We start from the raw sequence: 21,754 nt of genomic DNA, 5'->3' as shown, positions 1-21,754 counted from the left end.
CGTAATTTTGCGGCTTCACCAACTATTAAGTTTATGGATAATAATAGAAAGTGCTTTATTTTTTTAGTAGTCATTTTTCTATTTATTGGCTTTAGCCAACCAACCTTTGCACTAGACAACAACTCCAGCCAAGCCAAAGTACAGCAAGGCGAGGCATCGTGGTACGGCAGCCGTTACCACGGCAGAAAAACCAGCAGCGGCGAAATCTACAACAAGAACAAGATGACCGCTGCCCACAAAACCCTTCCTTTCGGCACGGTCGTTAAGGTAACCAACCTCGACAACAACCAATGGGTTATCGTGCGCATCAACGACAGAGGCCCGTTCGTGGGCGACCGCATCATTGATGTATCGGAGGCAGCCGCCCAGAAACTCGACTTCCACAGCCAGGGTATTGGCAACGTGAAGGTAGAGGTGCTGGAATCCAAGGCTGATATTGCTGCAGCAATAGGCTTCTCTTTTGAGGCCCCGTCTTATGCTAAAAACCAGCTTGGCACCGGCATAGACTCCGGCAACTGGCTAAGTATAAGATAGGCGCTCGGCAGCCTTTTTACTTTAGAATTCCGCTTTTAGCGTGGTGCCTGCAAGGGCGCTGCGCTTTTTTTGTGCCTTTTTTTGTCTAAAAGTATACTTGCTTCATCTATAAAAACTTCTCTTTAAGCTGATAAGCCATACTTATACTTTGAGAAATAAAATCGAATCGCTATACTTAGATAGCAAAACAGAACCCTTTATACTTTATCTAACCTTACGATACCTTGAAAAGACGAAATTTCCTTGAACTATCGGCGCTGGGACTTGGGGGCTTGATGCTTCCTTCTATCCCGGTTTTCGGTGATGCTGTGTCGCCGGAGCGCTTGCTGGAAGCCGTAGACCCGGCCCTGAAGAAGCGCCTCGCCGACGTGGCCCTGAACACGGCTAAATCAAAGGGCGCCTCCTATGCCGACGTGCGCATTGGCCGCTACCTGCAGCAATACGTGTTTACACGCGAGAAGCAGGTGCAGAACATCGTAAACGCCGAGTCTTACGGCGTGGGCGTGCGCGTGCTGGCAAACGGCACCTGGGGCTTTGCCGCCACTTCCGATGTAACAGATAAAGGCATTGCCAAAGCCGCCGAGCAAGCGGTTGCCATTGCCAAGGCCAACGCCAAACTGCAGAAAGAGCCGGTAAGGCTGGCCCCGGTGAAAGGCTTCGGCGAGGTTACCTGGAAAACCCCTATCGAGAAAAACGCCTTTGAGGTGCCGGTGGGCGAGAAGGCCGACCTGCTGCTGGCAGCCAACGCCAAGGCCCTGGACAACGGAGCCAACTTCGTCAACTCCGCCCTGTTCCAGGTAAACGAGCAGAAGTACTTCGCCTCCACCGACGGATCTTACATCGACCAGGACATCCACCGCATCTGGCCAAACTTCACGGTAACGGCTGTGGACAAAGCCTCTGGCAAGTTCAAAACCCGCGAGGCTCTGAGCGCCCCGATGGGCATGGGCTGGGAGTATATGATTCCGAAGGCTTCTGAGAAAATAAAAGGACCGGAGGGAACAGGCTTAACCGGCTACCGCTATGCCTACGACATGTTGGAAGACGCCGCCCTGGCCGCCAAGCAGGCCAAAGAGAAACTGACGGCAAAATCGGTGATGGCTGGCAAGTATGACCTGGTGCTTGATCCGAACCACCTGGGCCTGACGATCCACGAGTCGGTGGGCCACCCGCTGGAGCTGGACCGCGTGCTGGGCTACGAGGCCAACTACGCCGGTACTTCCTTTGCCACGCTGGACAAGTGGAAGGGCAAGAACTTTAAGTATGGCTCTGATAAGGTGAACATCTTTGCGGATAAGACGCAGAAAGGCTCGCTGGGCTTTGTGGGCTGGGATGACGAAGGCGTGAAGACCAAGCAGTGGGACCTTATCAAAAACGGTGTGCTGGTAAACTACCAGGCCATTCGCGACCAGGCGCACATCATCGATGAGAAAGAATCGCACGGCTGCTGCTACGCCGACAGCTGGAGCTCGGTACAGTTTCAGCGTATGCCAAACGTGTCGCTGGCGCCGGGCAAGGAGAAGAAGAATGTGGATCAGTTGATAAGAGGTGTGGATAAAGGTATCTACATCGCCGGTCGCGGATCCTACTCCATCGACCAGCAGCGCTATAACTTCCAGTTTGGCGGCACGGTGTTCTACGAGATCAACAAAGGCAAAATTGTAGGTCCGCTGGAGGATGTGGCGTATCAGAGCAACACCCAGGAATTCTGGAACTCCTGCGCCGATATGTGCGACGAGAGCGATTACCGTCTGTTCGGCTCGTTCTTCGACGGCAAAGGCCAGCCAAGCCAGATAAGCGCGGTATCACACGGCTCTGCCCACACCCGCTTCAACGGCGTGAACGTGATCAACACAGCCAGAAAAATCTAAAATAGTTAATAGTTAAAAGTGGGTCGCAGAAGAACAGTTACGCTTATAGAGCCAAACTTTCTAACTCTCTAACTTTTTAACTTTCTAACTTCCTTAACTCTGAACTAAGAATATGGCAATATTATCAAGAGAAGAAGCTCAGGCGATACTGAAAAAGGCGCTGGGCTTTTCGAAGGCCGATGAGTGTGAGGTGACACTTAGCGGCAACACAGGCGGCAACATCCGCTACGCCCGCAACGAAGTATCTACCAGCGGCGCGGAAGAAAACACCTCGCTGGCCGTTGAATCGCGGTTTGGCAAGCGCTCCGGCGTGGCTACCATCAACGAGTTCGACGATGCATCGCTGGAAAAAGTGATCCGCCGCTCCGAGGAGATCGCGCGTTTGGCACCTGAAAGCCCGGAGTATGTGGAGTTGCTCGGCCCCCAGCAGTACATCACCACCAAGGCCCATTTCGATGCTACCGCTAAAATAGACCCGACTTACCGGGCCGATGCCGCGGCCAAAAGTATAAAAGCCGCCTCCGACAAAGGCCTGACGGCTGCCGGATTCCTGGAGCACTATACCAACTTTACGGCCAAGATGAACAACAAGGGCCTGTTTGCCTACCACCCTTCCACAGTGGTGGATTTCTCCGTGACCATGCGCACAGAAGATGGCACCGGCTCCGGCTACGTAACCCAGGACTTCTCGGACGTAAGCAAGCTGGACACTGGCAAGGCCTCCGAGATAGCCGCGCAGAAAGCTGCCACATCGCGCAACGCGCGGGCGCTGGAGCCAGGCAAGTATACCGTTATCCTGGAGCCGGCCGCTTCCATAGACCTGCTGCGGAATATGTTCTTTAACATGGACCAGCGCAGTGCCGAGGAGGGCCGCAGCTTCCTGAGCAAAGCCGGTGGCAAAACCAAGATAGGGGAGAAACTGCTGGATGAGCGCATCACTGTATACTCCGACCCAACGCACCCGGAGGTGCCCACTTCTCCGTTCGCAGGGGATGGCCGTCCGCAGAAGAAGATCACCTGGATAGACAAAGGCGTAGTGAAGAACTTGTACAACACCCGTTTCTGGGCCGCTAAAACAGGCGCTGCCTCGGTGCCTTCTCCCGGCAACGTGATCATGGAAGGCGGTAACCAGTCGCTGGAGGACATGATCAAGAGCACCAAGCGCGGCATACTGGTAACGCGCCTGTGGTACATCCGCTCCGTAGACCCGCAAACGCTGCTCTACACCGGCCTAACCCGCGATGGTACCTTCTACATCGAGAACGGCAAGATTATGTACCCGGTAAAGAACTTCCGCTTTAACGAGAGCCCGGTCATCATGCTCAACAACCTGGAAGCCCTGGGCAAGCCGCAACGCATCAACGGCAGCCTCATTCCGCCGATGAAAGTGCGCGACTTCACGTTCACAAGCCTTTCGGATGCAGTGTAATTGCTGCTGATTTATACTTCAGATGCCGTATGCAGCCAGCTGTATGCGGCATCTGTTTTCTAACTCATAACTCTACACTCTTAACTCTTAACTTCCCAAGTGCAACCCTTCACCTTCGTGCGCCTGCAATACCGCTCCGGCAACTGGGATACCGACCCGCGTATGCCGAGCAACCTGCTGCACTCGCTTATCCAGTACACCACGGTGCCGGTAAACGAGCAGGAGAAGGTGATTTCGTTGGAGAGCGCGGAGCTGTTTCACTACCCCTTCAGCTACCTGAGCGGGCACAAGCTGGTGCAGTTTAACCAGAAGGAGCGGCAGAACTTCGAGACTTATGTGAAGAACGGCGGCTTTGTGTTTGTAGACGACTGCAACCACGACATCGACGGACTTTTTGCCAAGTCGTTTGAAGAGCAGATGCGGCAGATTTTTGGGGCAGGAACGCTCAAAAAAATCCCGAACACCCACAAGCTTTACCGCAGCTTTTTCACCTTTGAGGAAGGCCCGCCCACGACCAGTTTCGAGCTAAACGGCTGGGGCGACGACCTGGTGCACGACTACCTGAAGGCCATTGAGGTAAACGGACGCATCGCCGTGCTCTACAGCAACAAAGACTACGGCTGCGAATGGGATTACGACTTCCGCAACAAGCGCTGGCTGGCCGAGGACAACACCAAGTTTGGCGTCAACATCATCATGTACGCTTTAACTAGTTAATGATTATTAATGAGTAATGAATAAGAATGCAGCCGATACATTCCTATAATAATTACTCATTAATCATCCGTCATTATTAATTATAAAGGAATGACAGAGCAAGATATAAAACACCTGCTGGCGAAGCTGCCCCGGCTAAAGCAGGAGATACAGAAAGTAATTGTGGGCCAGGAGGAGGTGCTCGACGAGGTGCTGATTACCATGATGGCGGGCGGACACGGCTTGCTGGAAGGGGTGCCGGGCCTGGCCAAAACACTGCTCGTGCGCACGCTCAGCAATGCGATGGACCTAGGCTTTCGCAGAATCCAGTTCACGCCGGACCTGATGCCGACAGATATTCTGGGTACGGAGGTGCTGGAAGAAGACCATGCCACTGGGAAGCGCTTTTTCAAATTTAACGAGGGGCCGATTTTCTCCAACATCGTGCTGGCCGATGAGATAAACCGGACGCCACCCAAAACACAGGCCGCGCTGCTGGAGGCGATGCAGGAGCATGAAGTAACGTATGCCGGCAAGACTTATACTTTGCCCAAGCCCTTCTTTTTGCTGGCTACCCAAAACCCGATAGAGCAGGCCGGAACATACCCGCTGCCCGAAGCGCAACTCGACCGCTTCCTGCTCTTCATCAAGATAAAATACCCGACCGAGCAGGAGGAGCTGAATATACTTTCCAGCACCACCGGCACAAGGCATGCGCAGGTACAGCCCATACTTAGCGGTGAAGAGGTGCTCATGCTACGCCAGTTGGTGCGCGAGGTGAGTATAAGCGAGGAGCTTCTGGGCTTTGTAAACCAACTGGTCCGCGCCACCCGCCCCGACAGCACAAGTATAGAGTTTGTAAAACAGTACTGCCGCTGGGGAGCTGGTCCGCGCGCCGGGCAGGCGCTTATACTTACCGCCAAAGCCCGAGCCTTGCTGCACGGCCGTTTTGCGGTTACTGCGGACGATATTACAACGATGGCGTATCCTGTGCTGCGCCACCGCGTGCTGGTAAACTTCGCCGCCGAGGCAGAGCGTATTACGCCGGATAGGGTAGTAGACGAGCTGCTGCAAAGTATAAAGCTGCCCAAGGCGGTGTTGGTGTAAAATATCCAACCACCCCTAACCCCTCCTTGTCTAAGGCGGGGAATTAAAGAAGAATGCACTTTCGGATTTGTAATCCGCTTTGCAAAGGCCGTAGCTATAAGCAAACAGGCGGATTACAAATCCGCTTCTAAATAAGCTCCGGATTGCAAATCAGGAACAGCTATGAGCAGCAGTATGATATTCCCCTCTTGGGAGGGGTTAGGGGTGGGTTTATACTTGTGAGTGAATATTTAAAAGAAAGCAACAGATGGAAGAGCTGGATAATATAAAGTTGACGGAGGTGGGCACACAGCTCCTGAAGCGATTGGTGGGAGAAAGAATCTGTTACTTCTTCACCGAAAGCATAAAAGTACACGCCACCGATAACAAGGTGCTGTACTGGGCGCCGGAATTTGCACTAGGGCTGACGAAGAACAAGCAAGACCAAAGCTTTATCAACATCAGCGCCGACTACAGGCTATCCGACAAGTCCTCTACCACCTATTATACTTTCGAGGTGGAAGAAAGCAAGACCCCGCTTCGCTGCGAAAAGCTATTGCAGTCGGGAAAGCACTCGGAGATAAAGGTGCTGTCCTCACCGGTTCTCATGATAGAGATATACCAGGACTGGAACCAGGAGTTCGACGAAACCATCCACTACGACGCCGCCATCGTGTTTTACACCGACGCCCGAAAGTATATGCTAAAGGTGCGCGAGGAGCTAATCGGGGGTGTGGACATCATACTGGATGAAGCGACTATTGAGGCAGAGTTGGTGGACTTGAAGTTGCGGCAGAGTTTGGTGTAGGTGAGTTTTGTCCCTTTAAATTTAGAGAAATGGTAATCGACATAAACCAGAAGAAAATTGCCTTTGGAGATAAGTACAGAATTTATGTCAATGGCAAATTATCACATTCTGCTTCGACTGAATTGATTAGCTTTTTACCTAAACTGTACTTATTCAGTAATCAGAGTTCACGCGCAAGGCTCATCATGAGAAGGAGGTGGTCATGGTTCAATACAAAGTATAAAGTTACTCTTTGGGACGGCGACGAGATAGACTTTACAACAGTCTCACTCTGGAAATCCCATTACCAATGTCAGGATGGGGCTGACCTTTATGATATTTATGGACATAAAGGCCGAAAACACTCTGTTTATAAAAATGATGTTCAGGTTGCTTGGTGGGATAAAGAAATGGTGTCGTGGTTTGAAGGCGACAACTATAAGATTGTTGCTGATGATGATAGTAACTATGAGTTGATTATAGCTTTCTGCCTTATGCTTGATAACCAGAATAGCAGTAACGACAATGGTAACACAGTAACCATTGACTTTGGTAATATTGGCCCACAGGCAAAAGAGTTTAATTATGAGTGGAGAGCAAAGCAACTCTCATAGTTAATCCTAACCATCCCATAACTCCTAAAAATCCTAGTCCGTGACCACCCACAAATTCATCGACCCGAAGGTACTGGCTACCATCAAAGACCTGCCGCTGTTGGCTAAAACTGTGGTGGAGGGCTTTTTGGCGGGGCAGAACCAGAGTTTGCGGCGTGGGGCAGGGCTGGAGTTTAGCCAGTACCGCAGCTACCAGCCCGGCGACGACCTGCGCCAGCTCGACTGGAAAATGTTTGCCCGCTCCGACCGCTATTACATCCGCGAAGCCGAGGTAGACACCAACATCACGGTGCGGTTTATACTCGATGGCAGCGCCTCAATGGCGCATGAAGATGTGAACGGCCTCAGCAAGATGGAGTATGCACGATTTCTGGTGGCCTCGCTCGCTTACTTGGCCACGACGCAGGGCGACGCGGTGGGGCTGTACGTGCTGCACGAAAACCAGCTCATCAACCTGACGCCCCGCTCCGACAATATGCACCTGCAGCGCTTCTGGCACCAGCTGGCCGAGGTGAAGCCGCAGGGCAAGTTTCCGGGGATGGAAGTAGCCGCCAATCTGTTTGCCGACAGGCGGCAGAAAGAGCTTACCGTTTTTTTGTCGGATTTGTATGAGCACGAGCACGAGATAAAGGATTTGCTGTACAAACTGGGCGCACAGGGGCACGAGCTGCTGCTGGCCCACCTGATGAGCCGCAACGAGCTGGACTTTAGCTACACCGGCACCCTCACCTTCGAGGACCTGGAAACGGGGCAGACGCTACAGGTAAGCAGCGCCGCCCAGCGAGAGTCATACTTAGCCAAACAGCAGGAGTGGCTGCAGGACATCGAAAAAGACATGCGCAACCGTCACATCGCCTACGACAGGTTTGTAACTGACGAGCCGCTGGATAAGGCCCTGAAGGCATTTTTACAGAAGCGGCTGCTTTATGGGTAATTTTGAATGAGCGAATGAGTGATTGAGTGAATGAACCCACCCCTAGCCCCTCCGAGGAGGGGAATAACATGCACGAGTAAAATTCCCCTCTCGGGAGGGGTTAAGGGTGGGTTAACCGCCCTGAGCATAATTTCTAATTTTTAATTTCTAATTCATACTTGAGCTTCTTAGCACCTTTCTGGCTTTGTGCAGCATCGGCTATACTTCTCCCGATTGCCATTCACCTGTGGAACAAACGGCAGGGGAAGACGGTGAAGGTGGGCAGTCTGCGTTGGCTGGAGGCATCGGCAAGTAACCGCTGGAGCAGTATAAAGCTCAGCAATTTCTGGCTGCTGGTGCTGCGCTGCCTCATACTTATACTTTTGGCCGTAGCGCTGGCACAGCCGGTGTGGGAGCATCAGGCACCGAAGCAACAAGGAGTAAAAGCAATCGTGGTGGGTGAAGAGCTGCTTTATAACTCCGCCCTTGAGCCTATTAAGCCAACCATCGATTCATTGCTACAGCGCGGCTATACGCTGCACAAGTATACACCTGATTTGGAGCAAGTACCACAGGAAGCATGGCAGCAGATTAGCAGTCTCGCGCAGGATAGCTTGGTAAGCAGCAAGTATAATTATTGGAGCTTGCTGCCGGCACTGGCTGCTAAGTATAAAAACCCGCAGGACAGTGTGCTGCTCTTCACGTCAGACCAGCAGCAGTATTTTGCCGGCACGCGCCCCGAAGCAATGCCCCGGCACATCCGCTGGATTCCGGTGGCCACCGATAAAAGTATAACCTGGCTGCAGGCTGCCATCCAAACCTCGCCCGATAGCCTGTTGCTGATACTTGGCCACAGCTCCCGGGAGGGGACTACCTATAGCAAGTATAAAGCTGCCGCTTCTGTGCAAAGTATAAACCTGCCGGGCAACCAGCAACTGCACCTGCAACGCCAGCAGGACTCGCTACAAGCCACCTTCTCCGGCCATAGCAGTAAAGTAAGAATACAGACGAATTCGCTGCAGGTAGCCATACTTTCGGAGGAGGCACAGCAGGCAGAGGTACGCTACCTTCAGGCAGCCATCCAGACCATCAGCAGCTACACTGGTTTGCCTATCCAGATTAAGGCTGACACTACTGGCGCTGATTGGGTTTTCTGGTTGCGCAACGAGCCGCTGCCCGGAAGTATAAATCATCAAATAAAGCAGGGGTTACAAGTATGGGTGCAGCCGGGGCAGGTGCCGCAGGCTGTAAAAACCAGCTTCACAGGAATAAGCGGCACAAGTATAAAAATTCATCAGCTTAGCCAGCAACCGCCGCAGCAGCAAAACCAGGTATGGACAGCTGCAAGCGGAGAAGCTATACTTTATGCAGAAGCCATCGGCCTGGGCAAAGTTTATATTTTCCGCAGCGGCTTTTCACCCGCCTGGAGCGAGTTGGGTCAGAGCGCGCAGCTGCCGGAGTTACTGCTGCCCATCCTCCTGCCGCAGCCACAGGCCACCCACGACTACCGCGCCTTGGACGAGCAGCAGTTGTTACCGGAAGCCCAAGTACAGGCAGCTCCCGCAAGTGCAGCTAAAACGGCGCAAACCCCGCTGCTGAAGTGGTTTGTTTTAGCGGCTTTTGCCTTATTTTTAATCGAGCGAACTATCGCCAGACGGCGCAGCAACCTATAAATGGCCTTACCAGAGAGCATTCATATCTTACAGCGGATTCGCAGGCAGTATGTGCGGGCGAAACTGTGGCTCTATGCCTTGCAGGCGCTGGCGGCAATCTTGGTGGCAGCGGCCATGCTTTGGCGCTGGCAGTTTGGGGCACCGTTGCTGGCTGTAACGGCCTTTGCCATACTTTCAACCGCTGTCTTATACTTTATCCTTCGCTGGAGGGCGGTTTCGGAGGTTACGCTGCAGCACGTGGCACGCCACCTGAACCGGCAGTACCCGCAACTCGAGGACAGCACCGAGCTGCTCTTGCAGGAGCCACAAAACCTACTGCAAAAGCTTCAGCAGCAGCGCGTCACAGCAACGCTACAGGAGCTTCATCCCGAGCAGCAGCAAGCATTCACCCTGCGCAGCTCCGCCACCTATACTTTCCTGGGCCTGGCGCTGTTGCTTTCTGTCGGGATTTTATACTTGCCGGCGGCAGCGCTCACCACACCTGAACCTGAAAGTATACAGGTTGAGTTTCCGGAGGCTCCGGTGGCCGCTGCCGACACTGCCGCGCAGATTCAAAGTATAGATATCACCATCACACCGCCCCGCTACACCGGCAAGCAGGCCTACCAAGCCAAAACCCTGAACCTGCGCGTGGAGGAAGGCGCCACCGTTACCTGGCACATCCGTACGAGTAAACCCGCACACCTGCAGCTGGAGCTGAACGAGCAGTCGCCACAGGCCTTTAAGCAAGAAAAGGAGGCCTATACTTTCTCACGCAGCTTCACGGAGCCTGGCCTCTACACCCTCAACCTGAACGGGCAGAAATCCGCTTTTTATACTTTAGAGATTATCCCCGACGAGCCCCCGGCCATTCAAATCAGCAAGCCAAAGGAGTATACCGAAATCCGGCTTGGAGAGCAGCAGCGCGTCACCCTGCAGGCCAGCCTAACCGACGACTACGGCATCCGCGAAGCCAACATGATTGCCACAGTGGCTAAAGGTAGCGGCGAGGCCGTCAAGTTCCGGGAGGAGAAAATCAAACTCAACCTAAGCGGCAACAGCCGTAGCTACAACATCCACCAAACGCTGGATTTGCAGCAGCTGGGCATGAGTTTCGGCGATGAGCTATACTTTTACCTGCAGGCCTGGGACAACCACCGCGGCTACACCCGCTCTGAAACCTACTTTGTGCAGATTGAGGACACCACCATCGTAGAGGCCGACTTCGACATGACGGCCGGCGTGAACCCGGTGCCGGAGTACTTCCGCAGCCAGCGCCAAATCATTATCGACACCGAGAAGCTGCTAAAAGAGCAGAAAAGCATTAGCAGGGCCGAGTTTGAGGAGCGCTCCAACAACATCGGGGTAGACCAAAAGCTGCTGCGCCTGCGCTACGGCAAGTTTCTGGGCGAGGAGTTTGAGAGCGGCATTGGTCCGGGAGGCGGTATCCCCAAGGGAGCCGAGGAGCATGAGGAAGAAACGCATTTTGAGGGAGATGGCCACAACCACCCGGAATTTGAGAACCAGAACAGCCCCGAAGCCCTGCTGGACCCTTACCTGCACAAGCACGACATGGAGGAGGCCGCCACGCTGTTTGAGCCTGCCGTGAAAGCTAAGCTAAAAGGGGCGCTGGCGCAGATGTGGGAAGCCGAGCTGCGGCTGCGCACGCACAAACCCAAAGAAGCCCTGCCCTTCGAGTACAAGGCCCTGCGGATGTTGAAGGATGTGCAGCAGTCGCAGCGAGCGTACGTGGCTAAAACCGGCTTCGAGGCGCCACCGCTAAAAGAGCCGGAGCTGCGCCTGACGGGCGAACTACACAAAATCACGCCGCCAAGTGAGCAGAAAAGTATAAACCAGCAGCAGGAGCTGCCAAGTACACGCGCCGCCCTAAACTGGCTGGCAAAGTATAAACAGACGGGCAAGTATAAACCCGCCGATGCACAGCTGCTGGAAAAAGCCGGTCAGGAGCTGGCGGAGCATGCCCTGAGCAACTCTGGCAAGAACCTACAGGCCCTGCAGGACGTGCGGCAGCTGATAACGGAGATAAGAGCTGGCAAAAAGCTTTGTACCTCGTGCCTAATGGCGGCAGAACAGGCTTGGGCGGAACTGCTGCCTCCGGCAAAACAATCGCCGCAGCCGGGGCAGGCCGTACGAAGCAGGCTGGCAGAGGAGTATAGGAAGCGAGTGGAGTAGAGAGTCTAGGAGTTAGAAAGTTGGGAAGTTAGAAGGTTAGAAAGCTTGACAGTGCCGGGTCTAACCACCCCCTGCCCCCTCAGAGCTACGCTCGCTACCTTCGAACTCCCGTTCTCGGTAGTCTAAGGCGGGGAGCCTGTAATTACTGCTGCTGAAGCATAGGTGCTATAGCTGAAGGGGTTGGATGAACATCCCCCTACCCCCTTCAAAGGGGGCTTTGGCTGAGGCTCCGTCAGCAGCGGCTATCGAACTTGTTACCAGCCTTTGGGTTGAGCGCCTTCTAGATTTTCGGTGCCGCCTTAGCGGCATTGCGACGTCAGGAGCAAAGGAAATGTAGACAGCGCGATGCCCGAAGGCGAGGCCTCCCGGCCTTGAGGGCAGAAAGCAGGAGGTGCAACTGTAGGTAGGTAAGCCTGGAGGAGGAACGGAAGCTAGTAAGGATAGCTTGGTTCAAGTGGAAGGTAGCGGTGGCTATGAAAGTATAAGCCGGCAAGTAGAAAAGTATAGCTCAAGTATAAAGTATGGCTTTTCAAGCCACTCGGATTGCAAATCCGAGAAGATAGCAAGGCACGGGTTGCAAACCCGCGCCAGCAAAAGGTTTATGGAGGACACAAGCCTGAAGACTTGCGCTATAAAATAGGGAAAGTACAGCTAGGAAAGACAAAGAAACTATAGTTAAAGTATGATAAACTTCCGAACCCACATCGGCTTACTCCAGCATCTCCCCGGCATGCATTACCTGGAAGTGCCGCAGGACGTGGTGCAGGCCTTGGGCACGCTCAACATCCGCCTGTTCTGCACCGTTAACGGCCAGCTGAAATTTCAGTGCGGGTTGATGGCGTTGGGCGAAGGCAGAGCCTACATCAGCATCAGCAAAAAGCGCATGCAACAGCTAGGGATAAAGCTGCACGACGAAGTAACGGTGACGCTGGAGAAAGACGATAGCACGTACGGTACCGACATGCCCGCCGAGATGGAGGAACTGCTGCAGCAGGACGAGGAGGGGAATAGGCGCTTCCTGCTGCTCAAGCCGGGTATGCAGCGCTATATGCTCAACCATGTGTCGGCGGTGAAGAGCCCGCAGTTGCGCGTGGACCGCGCCATTACCTTAATCGAAAACCTGAAAAAGCTGCCGGAGGGCAAGGAGAATTTCCGGGCTATGCTGGGCCTGCCCCCGCGCTAAAGAACAAGTATGATGTACCTACCCTGGCTTATAGCGATACCTGTTGTCCTGTTGCTCCTGTGGCTGGCCTGGCGCCGCCCTAACCGGCAACGGCTAGCGTGGCGGCTGCAGGCCAGCGCTGTGGCCGGCCTGAGTCTGGTGCTGCTCGTGTTTCCGCCTGCTACGCAGCAAGCCATCAGCCCCGGCATGGCCATACTTTTAACACAAGGGTATGAGCCGGATACCTTATCGGTCCTGTTGCAAAAGCTGGAAGCAAAACCTACAGTCTATACTTATAAAACCGCTTCGGATAAGGCTGAGACGATAAATTCGTTAACTGAACTGCACCAGCGGCAACCGGGTCTGCAGACGGTACATTTGCTGGGCTATGGGTTAGAGGAGGAAGAAGTGGCACAACTAAAGGACCTGCAATTAAAGTCCCATCTTACACCAACACCAGCCGGGGTACATTCTGTGAGGTGGCCATCAAGTATAAAACTGGGCGAGGCCGTAGAAGTGGCGGGCAAGTATAAAGCTGGACCCGAAAGTATAAAGCTCTACCTGCACGCGGCCGGCCAGGCACAGAACTCGATAACGCTTTCTGCTGACACTGTCCATACGTTCCGCCTCCGTTATACTCCCAAGACACAGGGCCGCTATACGTATACGTTGCTGGCTAACACCGATACGTTAGGACAGGTGCCGGTGCAGGTGGAGCCGCAACAGGAACTTGGCGTGCTGCTACTGGCCTCCTCCCCTAACTTCGAATTTAAATTCCTGAAAAACCACCTGGCGGAGCTGCAGCACCGGGTGGCGCTGCGTACCACGATTAGCAAAGACCTGAGCCAGAGCGAGTGGCTCAACATGCCCCGCGCCGACCTTAGCCGCATCACCCCTAAACTGCTGCAAGACTTTGATGTGGTGATTACCGAGCCGCAGGCGCTGCAACGTATGAGTGCCGCCGAAAGAAATGCCCTGCAGCGAGCTGTATCGGAAGAGGGGCTGGGCGTGCTAACGGTTGCCGCTGCTCCTGTCGCCGACCGTAGCACATCCTTTTTCACTAGCTTCAGCGGCAAGCGGGTATCGCAGCAAAGCAGCCGCAGCACCCGCGCCAGTTGGGCCTCTGAAGCAACCGCAAGCATTACCGCCGCGCCTTATACTTTGAACAACACGGAGGCTACAGCCAGTTTGGTAGCCGAGCAGGGAGAACAGGTATTGGTAGGCGCCAAGCGCGCCGGCTGGGGGAAAGTAGCCTTAAGCCTGGTGCCACAGACCTTCCCGTGGCAACTAGAGGGCAAGCCCGAAGTATACGCCAGCTACTGGACTTCCCTTTTATCGGCCATGGCCAAAGAGCAGGTACAGGAGAAGTTCTGGGAGGTAGCGCAGCCGCAGGTGCCGCAACCCAATAAACCGGTTATACTTTCCTTTACCGATTATACTTCGGATGGCGTGACCGTGCCCACCGCCTCTGTTACAAGTATAACCGACTCTATAAATATAAACCTGCCGCTGGCGCAGCACCTGCATCAGCCCGAAAAGTATAACGCCACCTTTTGGCCCCGCCGCAGCGGCTGGCATAAAGCAGAGGTAGCCGGTGCAGAACCATACTTTTTCTTTGTGCAGGATACCTCGGATTGGGAGTTTGAAAGTATAGCCAGCAGAAGTGCAGCCACCCAGGCCTTTGCCGCGCAGCAAAGTATAAAGCCCGCCGAGGCTTCTGTAACATACAAAGAAGAGCCGCTGCCGCTCATCTGGTTTTTTATACTTTTTGCTTTGAGCAGCGGGTTTCTGTGGCTGGAGGAGAAGTTTTAGGCCAAGAGCAATGCTGCTTCACTTCTTCCCCTAACAACGAATAACGATTAACCAATAACGAACAACGACTACTGCGACAGCGCGGATTTGATGATGATAAACTCGTTGATGTTATCGTTGTTGATCACGCCGGCCAGGCGGCCATTTTCGAGCACGGGATAAAGCGGCACGCGGGTTTTCTGCAGTTCGGTATAAGCGTCGGCGAGTTTGTCTTGCACGTTAAACGTCTTCACGTCCCCCGACATCACCTTGGCTACTGGCGTTTCCATCTGTTCCTCTTTCACGGCCTGTATCAGTTGCGAGCGTGTTAGTGTGCCCACCACCACCCCATCCTGCTCCACGATAAACTCGTGCTCGGAGCCGGCAAGCAGCTTATTCAGTGCATCGCGCACCGTGTTCGTTGGAGTCAGCGTCACAAAGTTGGTCATCATGCCCTCGCGCACGCTGTGGCCGCGCAGAAAGTCCAGGTGCTGCACCACCATGTTCTCCGAATAGGCCCCAAAGAACACGAAAGCGCCGATTAGAATAAGGAAGGGGTTGTAGAAAAATCCGATGAAGATAAAGAAGATGGCCAGCAACTGTCCCAGGTTCGCAGCAATCTGCGTGGCCCGTACCCGGCCCAGCCTAAAAGCCAGCAGCGCCCGCAGTACGCGCCCGCCATCCATCGGGAAGGCCGGAATGGCGTTAAACACCACCAGCACCACATTCACAAAGAACAGCAGGTAAAAGAAATTAGCAGGCGTAATGCGCAGGAAGAACTCCTCGGTAGGCGTGCCCTGCAGCGAGGGAAGCACCAGCCAAAGTATAAGCGCAATCACCACGTTCACGGCAGGTCCGGCCAAGGCTACCAGAAGCTCCTGCCTGGGCTTCTCGGGCATTTTCTCCAGGCTGGCCACGCCGCCAATGGGCAGTAGCGTAATCATTTTGGTATTGATGCCGTAATGTTTGGCCGTGAGCGCATGCCCTAACTCGTGCAGCACCACGCAGAAGAACACCGCCAGTACAAACCCTATGGCCAGCAGTATGGTCGGTGTGTCGCTGCCGCGTTGCGCCTCGGTAAAGGCCACCCATCCCAGCAAGAGCACAAACGTCCAGTGCACCAGTATTTTTATACCTGCCACCCTGCCTAAGTTCAGCGACCACTTCATGCGTTTACCCGTTGTTGTTCAGTAAATTAACGCATAGGGCACAGGCAATGTTTACGGGTAGCTAAAACAAGCGGGGCCAGCTACATCTGTGTAACCGGCCCCGCCTGTGGGTGTGCTAATCCAGCTTCCTGGCAAACTTGCTCACGTACTTGCGGAACTGCTCCGGCTGCTCCTGGTAGGGGCAATGGCCGGTGTCCATCACCCGGTAAGTTGCCTTCGGGAATTTGAACGTCTTGTAATGCTCCGGCCCGATGGAGTAATCATACTTGCCTGCGATAACCAGCACCGGCACGTTGATACTCGCGGTTTTGGCCGTGAAGTCCTGCCCATACTCTTCGTAGTTCCATACTTTGGAGCCGAACTGCCAGTTCAGGGTGGTGTCCATCACCGCATTCATGGCGTCGAACATGGCTTTGTCGCGGTACATCATTTTATACATCAGCCCTTGCTCGTTCAGGCGCTGTACCACGCCGCCCAGCGCCTGCCCCACCGGCTCGCCGGGCTTCCGCAACTCCGCCACCGGCACCTGCAGGAAACGCGCGCCCTCGTTCACGTAGCTCTCCAGGGAGTTGTTGATATTGAGCGTGCTATTCACGTAAATCAGCCCCTGTGTCCGCTGCGGATGCTGGTAAGCGTACTCCGTGGCCATAGTGCCGCCAAAGGAGTGCGGCATCAGCAGCCACTTGTCGTAGCCCAGGTGCTGGCGCAGCTCCTCAAAGTCCTGCACCATGCGGGCCAGGGAGTAGTCGTCAGTTTCGGAGCCACCCGAGCGGCCACATCCGCGCTGGTCCACGTAAATCATCTGCAGGTCCTGCTCCACCACATCCCCGCCCAGGGCATAGAAGTATTTGGGCCAGGAGCCGGGACCACCGTGGATAAAAAGGCAGGGCTTGCCCTCGCCGGCGATGCGCACGTATAGCTGCACACCATCGGAAGTGGTAAAGTAAAATTGTTTCTGCTGCGCCAGGGCTAGCTGCGGCAGCACACTGCCAAGTATAAACAGCAGTGCAAGCAAGATTTTTTTCATAAGTTTAGTGTGATAAAGCCGCTCCGACAGGCAAAACTGATGGCCTGGCAAGGGATGTAAAATTACATTTTTAGAAGGATATTTTTTACTAACAGAGGATGAATAATTTAGAGGACAGGGGACTGGAGCGGGAACTGCTGTTCCAAGCCTCGCGGAGCGGCGGGGCCGGTGGGCAGAACGTGAACAAGGTGAACACCAAGGTGGAGCTGCGGTTTCAGGTGGAGAGTTCCGAGCTGCTAACCGAAGAGGAGAAGGCGCTGGTGCAGGAGAAGCTAGGCAGCCGCATCAACAGCGAGGGCTACCTGCAGGTGGTGTGCCAGACCGAGCGCAGCCAGCTACAGAACAAGGAGCTGTGCGTGCAGCGTTTTTATGAGCTGCTGCGGCAGGCCCTCACCCGGCAAAAGAAGCGCAAAGCCACCAAGCCTACCCGCGCCAGCGTGCGACGACGCCTGGAGGGCAAGAAAAAGCAGGCCGATAAAAAAGCCAACCGAAATTTTAGAAGCGACTTTTAGTACAATTTTTCACGCACTACCCTTGCTCCTGATGCGTTAGGTAAGATATTTGCAGCATCAGCGTTTTTCACCCTTGTTTATGATAAAGAGAGTACTGTTTCTGATTTGCCTTGTTTGCGGCGTTAGTGTGGCGGCCCATGCCCAGAAGTATAGAACAGCAGCCGGTGTGCGCCTGGACGGCGACCACTTCGGGGTAACCGTGCAACAGAAACTGCACGACCAGGCTACCCTGGAGGGCATTTTCCAGATTGCGGCCCGCGAATACAGCGGCACCGTGCTCTATGAGTGGCACCGCCCCATCCTGGGCAAGCGCTTTAACTATTACATTGGCGGAGGCGGCCACGTGGGTAACCTGAAGGACAAAGGGGCGTTTGCCGGCCTGGATGCCATACTTGGTGTGGAGTATAAAATAAACGGCCTGCCCTTTCTGCTCTCTACCGACGTGAAGCCGGCCCTGCACTTTAACCACGACGACTGGGTGCATCTGTCCACCGGCGTATCGGTGCGCTATGTTATCGTGAAGGAGAAAAAAGAGAAAAAGAAGCTGTGGCCTTTCGGCAAGCAGCAAGAAGACGATACCAGAAAGAGGAAGAAAAATAAGCAGGAGGAGCCACAGCAGCCTCGCATACTTGACATCTTCAAGAAGAAGGATAATTAAGCCCCTGTTGGTGGCGGCTGAAAGTATACCTGTTTATACTTTCAGCGGAGGGGCAACCAGAGACCTCAGCCTATGGTGTAAGTATAGGCTGAGGCTGGTGCAGTGTTAGCAGAAGCGAGCAGCTGCTGGCGCGCAGCCACCTCCTGCACGGAGCAATCAGTAGCGGGCCTGGCATCCCGCAGTATGTCTTTCCCGGTTAGGTAGAGGCTCACAAGTATGGCCACAATCAGGAACAGGATTTTCATAGTTTTATATGTTAAGCTGGTGAGTTAAACACTAGGCGCGGTTGGCCACTACCTCTACCACAGGCAGCAGGTTTGGCTGCGATTTATACTTGTTCAGCTCCAGTCGCTCGCTGATTTCTTTTGTTTCGCTTACAGACTGTTTGATAGTGGCGCCGATGGCCAGCAGGATTACGAAGATTAGGACTACGATTTTCATGGTTTTATTTTGTTTTAGCGTTTTGGCGAATTAGTTAGGTGTTAAGGATTTGCAGCTCTTTACTTAATAGCGGGGGCTACGATTTCTACTTCTGGCAGTAGGTTAGGGTATTTCTGATACTCGCTCAGCTCAAGGCGTTTCTGAACTTTCTCCACTTCTTTGGCAGATTGCTTGATGGAAGCTCCCATGCCGGATAACATTGCGAAGATTACGATCACGATTTTCATAGTAGTAGGTATTAATTGGTTATCTGTTTCGGTTAACTTTCTGACTTAATAGATAGCGCCTTTGGTCGTATGGTTGCTTGGGCTGCTATAATTTTTTTTATTCCTGATTGGGTTATTACACTTTGTGTGCCAACATTAACAACATGCTGATTTTCAGCTGATTGCGACAAAATAGCCTCTATATAGCGAAAAAATATTGTCCGCCACCGAACACTTTGCTGTGCGCCACCGGACAGTTTTTTTCTGCCCACCTTAAATAAAATCCCGGAAGTATAAAAACAGGGAGAATTTAACCGCCTCGCACCCCGCACAGCAGCACACAGAAGTATAAAACAACTGTTTGAACACCAAATGCTATCACCTGATAATCAAGAAGCTGGAAAAGAAATAGCGAAACAAATTAACTTCATCTTAATTCTTATAGTATAAGAAGTTTATTTGAGTGTAAACGTGCTCATGAGTATGGTAAAAGGAACATTGATAGCATTAGGGGGCGGTGATGACGATTGCCTGATTAAGCTGATAAAAGCTGAGATTTGTAGTTTAGGCGCGCGCATCGAGGTAATTGCCAGCGCTACTCCCGAGGCCTCGGAGGCGATCAGGTCCGGCAACGCCTACAAGAAGGCTTTCGAGGAACTTGGCTGTGCAAACGCCCACTTTATGTGCATAGACGAGGACAATCTCGTTGATACACCCGCAAACCTGGAGCGCATAAAGAAGGCTGAGGTGGTCTTTTTTACCGGCGGGGACCAGGTGCGCCTGGCTAATTTCCTGAACGGCACAGAGCTTCTGCGCATACTTCGCCACCGCTACCACACCGACAACATCATCATTTCCGGTACCAGCGCCGGCGCCGCCATCATGTCCGACAGAATGATTTACGACGGTTATGGCCACTACTCCCTGATCAAGGGCGAGATGAAAACCACTACTGGCTGCTCCTTTATCAGAAGTGTATATATCGATACCCACTTCGTGGAACGGGGCCGCTTTGGCCGCTTGGCCCACGCCGTAGCCCACGACCCGGAATATGTAGGCATTGGGCTGAGCGAGGAAACGGGTATCATCATAAAGGAGGGAGACCAGGTAGAGGTGTTCGGGCCAGGAGTGGTAACCATTATAGATGCCAGCGAGATCCGTTTTTCCAATACCCGGGAGGTAGAGGAGAACGAGCCGATTGCCGTGGAAAACCTGAAAATGCACCTGCTGGTGCATGGTTACCGCTACTGCCTCCGCGAGCACCTTTTCCAGGCAGTACCACAGGAGCAAAGCGGGGCAGCAGTAGCGTAGAAGACTGGAGCATAATTATTCACCTTAAGTTGCCACTAACCTAGCCCCTCCCAGGAGGTAGGGCTGTTTCATTTCCCACTTGCGGGCGCGGGTTGGCAACCCGTGCCTTATTTATGTGGTTGGATTCGTAATCCGACTGGGCCGGAGGCCCAACGATAGCCGGTTACGAGCGTGGACGCTCGCGCCATAAGAAAGGAGGATACCCATAAGCCCTTTTCTCAGCTCGCGAGCATACGTATAGCTGGCATTTTACACTCTCGCCAGTTAAAAATTGGTTCCATTGCTGCTCCAAGTTGCAGACTTGAAGCAGCAATGGACAGATATCCCAAAAGTAGCCTAGCAGGGACACTCCGTAACAGAGTAGGGCAGGCCCCCCAGATAGAAGATACCTCATTACTATTCCCAGTCCCCATACTTTCTAACCCCAAAAACGCAAGCTATTGCGGCTCCACAAATCTCTAACTCCACAACTCTCAAACTCCTCAACTCTCTAACTTCCTATCCTCCTCCTGCAGCTCCATGTTGATGGCGACACCGGCCTTGGCTCCCTCGGCGGCAGCTACCACTACCATCTGCATGTCGCGGGCGGCGTCGCCGGCGACGAACAGGCCAGGAATGTTGGAGTGCTGCTGCCGCCGGGTCTTGATCACGCCTTTGCTGGTAAACTCGCAGCCTAACTCTTCGCCCAACGGCGACTGCTGCTTGGTACCCAACGAGAAGAACAGAGCCTGTTGCGGGCGTTTCTCGCCGTTGCTCAGTACAATGTGCTGCAGCATGCCATCCTCTCCCTCCAGACGCGTGATTTTCTCCTTCACCACCTTTACTTCGTTCCGTTCCAGCAGTTCCAGGTCAATCTGGCGCAGGCTGTCGGTGCCGTCGGTGTAGAGCGTCACATCGTCGCTCCAGTTTTTCATAGCCAGGGCCTGGCCAATGCCTTTGCGCTCTGGGCCATACACAGCAATGGCCTTATCCCGACTTTCCCAGCCGTCGCAGTAAGGGCAGTGGTGCACGCTTTTGCCATACATCTCTTCCACTCCCTCCAGTTCGGGCAGCGTGTCTTTCAAGCCGGTAGCCAGCAGTAGCTTGCGCGAGCGGTATACTTTGCCGTGCTCATCATTCACCACAAACTCTCCTTTGGTATAGGTGGCGCTCTCTATTTTTATATCTGCCAGCTCAACGTGATACTTTGCCAACTCAGCACGGCCCTTCTGTATAAACTCGCGCGGGTTCATGCCATCACTAGACAGAAATCCATTCATACTCTGCGACCAGCGGTTGCGCGGCTCTCCGCTATCAAACACAATAACCTTGCGGCGCGAGCGGCCCAGCAGCATAGCTGCGTTTAGTCCTGCCGGCCCTCCTCCAATTATAATTACATCGTACATGTTGCTTCTCTTCGTTCAGGAGCTTTATAACGCAGGGCGGTTAAATAAGATAGAGGCTTGGGCAGGATAATCTTATACTTTACTGCTGCTGCCCGGTCAGCTATACTTTATACTTCACCTTTTTCGGGAGCCTTAGTTAGCTTCTGGTGGCTGCTGAGAATGCTGCGTTTGCCTCCCGTAATCGACTCATCCAGGCAAGTAAAGTGGAAAGCGGGCAGGGAGTTATCTCATTTTCGACCCATATCGAAAATTATTTGAAAAAGCATTGTGAGCCGATGTAATAAGTATATATTTGTTTAGAGCAATTATCACCCTAC

At 53.5% G+C, this 21,754-nt stretch carries 21 protein-coding genes; 15 read left to right on the top strand and 6 right to left on the bottom strand.

The genetic code is table 11. From position 1 onward, the window contains the following. The first annotated feature begins 33 nt into the window (after window positions 1-33). The 12 genes from BM040_RS11095 (at window position 34) to BM040_RS11040 (ending at window position 14,749) form a co-directional block, all read left to right on the top strand. Window positions 34-534 carry a septal ring lytic transglycosylase RlpA family protein gene (locus BM040_RS11095; RefSeq protein ID WP_092101101.1) on the top strand — a complete coding sequence of 167 codons (501 nt, stop codon included), beginning with the start codon at window positions 34-36 and terminating at the stop codon, window positions 532-534. Between the two features lie 224 nt (window positions 535-758). Continuing rightward, complete coding sequence (locus BM040_RS11090) at window positions 759-2,405, top strand: TldD/PmbA family protein (protein WP_092101099.1); 1,647 nt, start codon at window positions 759-761, stop codon at window positions 2,403-2,405. Between the two features lie 112 nt (window positions 2,406-2,517). Continuing rightward, entirely contained in the window at window positions 2,518-3,834 is a 1,317-nt protein-coding gene (locus tag BM040_RS11085) for a TldD/PmbA family protein (RefSeq protein ID WP_092101097.1), read from the top strand. A gap of 99 nt (window positions 3,835-3,933) precedes the next feature. Then, a complete protein-coding gene (locus BM040_RS11080; protein ID WP_092101095.1) occupies window positions 3,934-4,551 on the top strand; it encodes a DUF4159 domain-containing protein in 618 nt (205 codons plus the stop codon). 90 nt (window positions 4,552-4,641) lie between these two features. After that, window positions 4,642-5,637, top strand: a complete 996-nt coding sequence (locus tag BM040_RS11075) for an AAA family ATPase (RefSeq protein ID WP_092101093.1) — start codon at window positions 4,642-4,644, stop codon at window positions 5,635-5,637. Window positions 5,638-5,884: 247 nt separating this feature from the next. Continuing rightward, on the top strand, window positions 5,885-6,424 hold the full coding sequence (locus BM040_RS11070; protein WP_092101091.1) for a hypothetical protein: 540 nt from the start codon (window positions 5,885-5,887) through the stop codon (window positions 6,422-6,424). Window positions 6,425-6,453: 29 nt separating this feature from the next. Further along, on the top strand, window positions 6,454-7,017 hold the full coding sequence (locus BM040_RS11065) for an LURP-one-related family protein (RefSeq protein WP_092101089.1): 564 nt from the start codon (window positions 6,454-6,456) through the stop codon (window positions 7,015-7,017). A gap of 40 nt (window positions 7,018-7,057) precedes the next feature. After that, window positions 7,058-7,951 carry a DUF58 domain-containing protein gene (locus BM040_RS11060; RefSeq protein ID WP_092101087.1) on the top strand — a complete coding sequence of 298 codons (894 nt, stop codon included), beginning with the start codon at window positions 7,058-7,060 and terminating at the stop codon, window positions 7,949-7,951. A gap of 158 nt (window positions 7,952-8,109) precedes the next feature. Beyond that, a complete protein-coding gene (locus tag BM040_RS11055) occupies window positions 8,110-9,603 on the top strand; it encodes a BatA domain-containing protein (protein WP_175491043.1) in 1,494 nt (497 codons plus the stop codon). After that, window positions 9,604-11,775, top strand: a complete 2,172-nt coding sequence (locus BM040_RS11050; RefSeq protein ID WP_092101083.1) for a DUF4175 family protein — start codon at window positions 9,604-9,606, stop codon at window positions 11,773-11,775. A 682-nt stretch (window positions 11,776-12,457) separates the two neighbouring features. Then, window positions 12,458-12,958 (top strand): DUF1905 domain-containing protein, encoded by a 501-nt coding sequence (locus tag BM040_RS11045; protein WP_092101081.1) that lies wholly within the window; start codon window positions 12,458-12,460, stop codon window positions 12,956-12,958. 9 nt (window positions 12,959-12,967) lie between these two features. Next, window positions 12,968-14,749, top strand: a complete 1,782-nt coding sequence (locus BM040_RS11040) for a hypothetical protein (RefSeq protein WP_092101079.1) — start codon at window positions 12,968-12,970, stop codon at window positions 14,747-14,749. A 68-nt stretch (window positions 14,750-14,817) separates the two neighbouring features. Here BM040_RS11040 and BM040_RS11035 read toward each other — a convergent pair whose 3' ends face one another. Together BM040_RS11035 and BM040_RS11030 are read right to left on the bottom strand one after the other, a co-directional pair. Beyond that, complete coding sequence (locus BM040_RS11035) at window positions 14,818-15,897, bottom strand: site-2 protease family protein (RefSeq protein ID WP_092101078.1); 1,080 nt, start codon at window positions 15,895-15,897, stop codon at window positions 14,818-14,820. Between the two features lie 115 nt (window positions 15,898-16,012). Further along, on the bottom strand, window positions 16,013-16,924 hold the full coding sequence (locus tag BM040_RS11030) for an alpha/beta fold hydrolase (RefSeq protein ID WP_092101076.1): 912 nt from the start codon (window positions 16,922-16,924) through the stop codon (window positions 16,013-16,015). A gap of 98 nt (window positions 16,925-17,022) precedes the next feature. Here BM040_RS11030 and arfB point away from each other — a divergent pair, with 98 nt between their 5' ends. Together arfB and BM040_RS11020 are read left to right on the top strand one after the other, a co-directional pair. Further along, a complete protein-coding gene (gene arfB / locus BM040_RS11025) occupies window positions 17,023-17,436 on the top strand; it encodes an alternative ribosome rescue aminoacyl-tRNA hydrolase ArfB (protein WP_092101074.1) in 414 nt (137 codons plus the stop codon). A gap of 79 nt (window positions 17,437-17,515) precedes the next feature. Then, window positions 17,516-18,094 (top strand): hypothetical protein, encoded by a 579-nt coding sequence (locus BM040_RS11020; RefSeq protein WP_092101072.1) that lies wholly within the window; start codon window positions 17,516-17,518, stop codon window positions 18,092-18,094. A gap of 65 nt (window positions 18,095-18,159) precedes the next feature. On the opposite strand, the gene BM040_RS11015 is transcribed toward BM040_RS11020, so the two are convergent. The 3 genes from BM040_RS11015 to BM040_RS21735 are packed head-to-tail and all read right to left on the bottom strand — an operon-like array spanning window position 18,160 to window position 18,762. Beyond that, on the bottom strand, window positions 18,160-18,339 hold the full coding sequence (locus BM040_RS11015) for a hypothetical protein (RefSeq protein ID WP_092101070.1): 180 nt from the start codon (window positions 18,337-18,339) through the stop codon (window positions 18,160-18,162). A gap of 31 nt (window positions 18,340-18,370) precedes the next feature. Then, window positions 18,371-18,535 (bottom strand): hypothetical protein, encoded by a 165-nt coding sequence (locus BM040_RS21740; RefSeq protein WP_175491042.1) that lies wholly within the window; start codon window positions 18,533-18,535, stop codon window positions 18,371-18,373. A gap of 59 nt (window positions 18,536-18,594) precedes the next feature. Next, window positions 18,595-18,762: a hypothetical protein gene (locus BM040_RS21735; protein ID WP_170113996.1), complete on the bottom strand. Its 168-nt coding sequence runs from the start codon at window positions 18,760-18,762 to the stop codon at window positions 18,595-18,597. Between the two features lie 462 nt (window positions 18,763-19,224). On the opposite strand from BM040_RS21735, the gene BM040_RS11010 reads away from it, so the two are divergent. Next, window positions 19,225-20,052, top strand: coding sequence for a cyanophycinase (locus BM040_RS11010; RefSeq protein WP_175491041.1), 828 nt, complete (start codon window positions 19,225-19,227; stop codon window positions 20,050-20,052). Window positions 20,053-20,534: 482 nt separating this feature from the next. Here the strand turns inward: BM040_RS11010 and BM040_RS11005 are convergent, their stop codons facing one another. Further along, window positions 20,535-21,437: an NAD(P)/FAD-dependent oxidoreductase gene (locus BM040_RS11005; RefSeq protein ID WP_092101066.1), complete on the bottom strand. Its 903-nt coding sequence runs from the start codon at window positions 21,435-21,437 to the stop codon at window positions 20,535-20,537. Window positions 21,438-21,754 lie beyond the last annotated feature (317 nt).

It is taken from the genome of Pontibacter chinhatensis (assembly GCF_900113285.1).
Lineage (GTDB): Bacteria > Bacteroidota > Bacteroidia > Cytophagales > Hymenobacteraceae > Pontibacter > Pontibacter chinhatensis.
This window is presented reverse-complemented; position numbering and strand designations above follow the sequence as displayed.

Coding starts and splice junctions, on each gene's coding strand:
- BM040_RS11010 (WP_175491041.1), top strand. CDS start 19,225: ATGGTAAAAGGAACATTGATAGCATTAGGGGGCGGTGATGACGATTGC.
- BM040_RS11070 (WP_092101091.1), top strand. CDS start 5,885: ATGGAAGAGCTGGATAATATAAAGTTGACGGAGGTGGGCACACAGCTC.
- BM040_RS11065 (WP_092101089.1), top strand. CDS start 6,454: ATGGTAATCGACATAAACCAGAAGAAAATTGCCTTTGGAGATAAGTAC.
- BM040_RS11085 (WP_092101097.1), top strand. CDS start 2,518: ATGGCAATATTATCAAGAGAAGAAGCTCAGGCGATACTGAAAAAGGCG.
- BM040_RS11040 (WP_092101079.1), top strand. CDS start 12,968: ATGATGTACCTACCCTGGCTTATAGCGATACCTGTTGTCCTGTTGCTC.
- BM040_RS11095 (WP_092101101.1), top strand. CDS start 34: ATGGATAATAATAGAAAGTGCTTTATTTTTTTAGTAGTCATTTTTCTA.
- BM040_RS21735 (WP_170113996.1), bottom strand. CDS start 18,762: ATGAAAATCGTGATCGTAATCTTCGCAATGTTATCCGGCATGGGAGCT.
- BM040_RS21740 (WP_175491042.1), bottom strand. CDS start 18,535: ATGAAAATCGTAGTCCTAATCTTCGTAATCCTGCTGGCCATCGGCGCC.
- arfB (WP_092101074.1), top strand. CDS start 17,023: ATGAATAATTTAGAGGACAGGGGACTGGAGCGGGAACTGCTGTTCCAA.
- BM040_RS11050 (WP_092101083.1), top strand. CDS start 9,604: ATGGCCTTACCAGAGAGCATTCATATCTTACAGCGGATTCGCAGGCAG.
- BM040_RS11015 (WP_092101070.1), bottom strand. CDS start 18,339: ATGAAAATCCTGTTCCTGATTGTGGCCATACTTGTGAGCCTCTACCTA.
- BM040_RS11005 (WP_092101066.1), bottom strand. CDS start 21,437: ATGTACGATGTAATTATAATTGGAGGAGGGCCGGCAGGACTAAACGCA.
- BM040_RS11045 (WP_092101081.1), top strand. CDS start 12,458: ATGATAAACTTCCGAACCCACATCGGCTTACTCCAGCATCTCCCCGGC.
- BM040_RS11030 (WP_092101076.1), bottom strand. CDS start 16,924: ATGAAAAAAATCTTGCTTGCACTGCTGTTTATACTTGGCAGTGTGCTG.
- BM040_RS11020 (WP_092101072.1), top strand. CDS start 17,516: ATGATAAAGAGAGTACTGTTTCTGATTTGCCTTGTTTGCGGCGTTAGT.
- BM040_RS11075 (WP_092101093.1), top strand. CDS start 4,642: ATGACAGAGCAAGATATAAAACACCTGCTGGCGAAGCTGCCCCGGCTA.
- BM040_RS11035 (WP_092101078.1), bottom strand. CDS start 15,897: ATGAAGTGGTCGCTGAACTTAGGCAGGGTGGCAGGTATAAAAATACTG.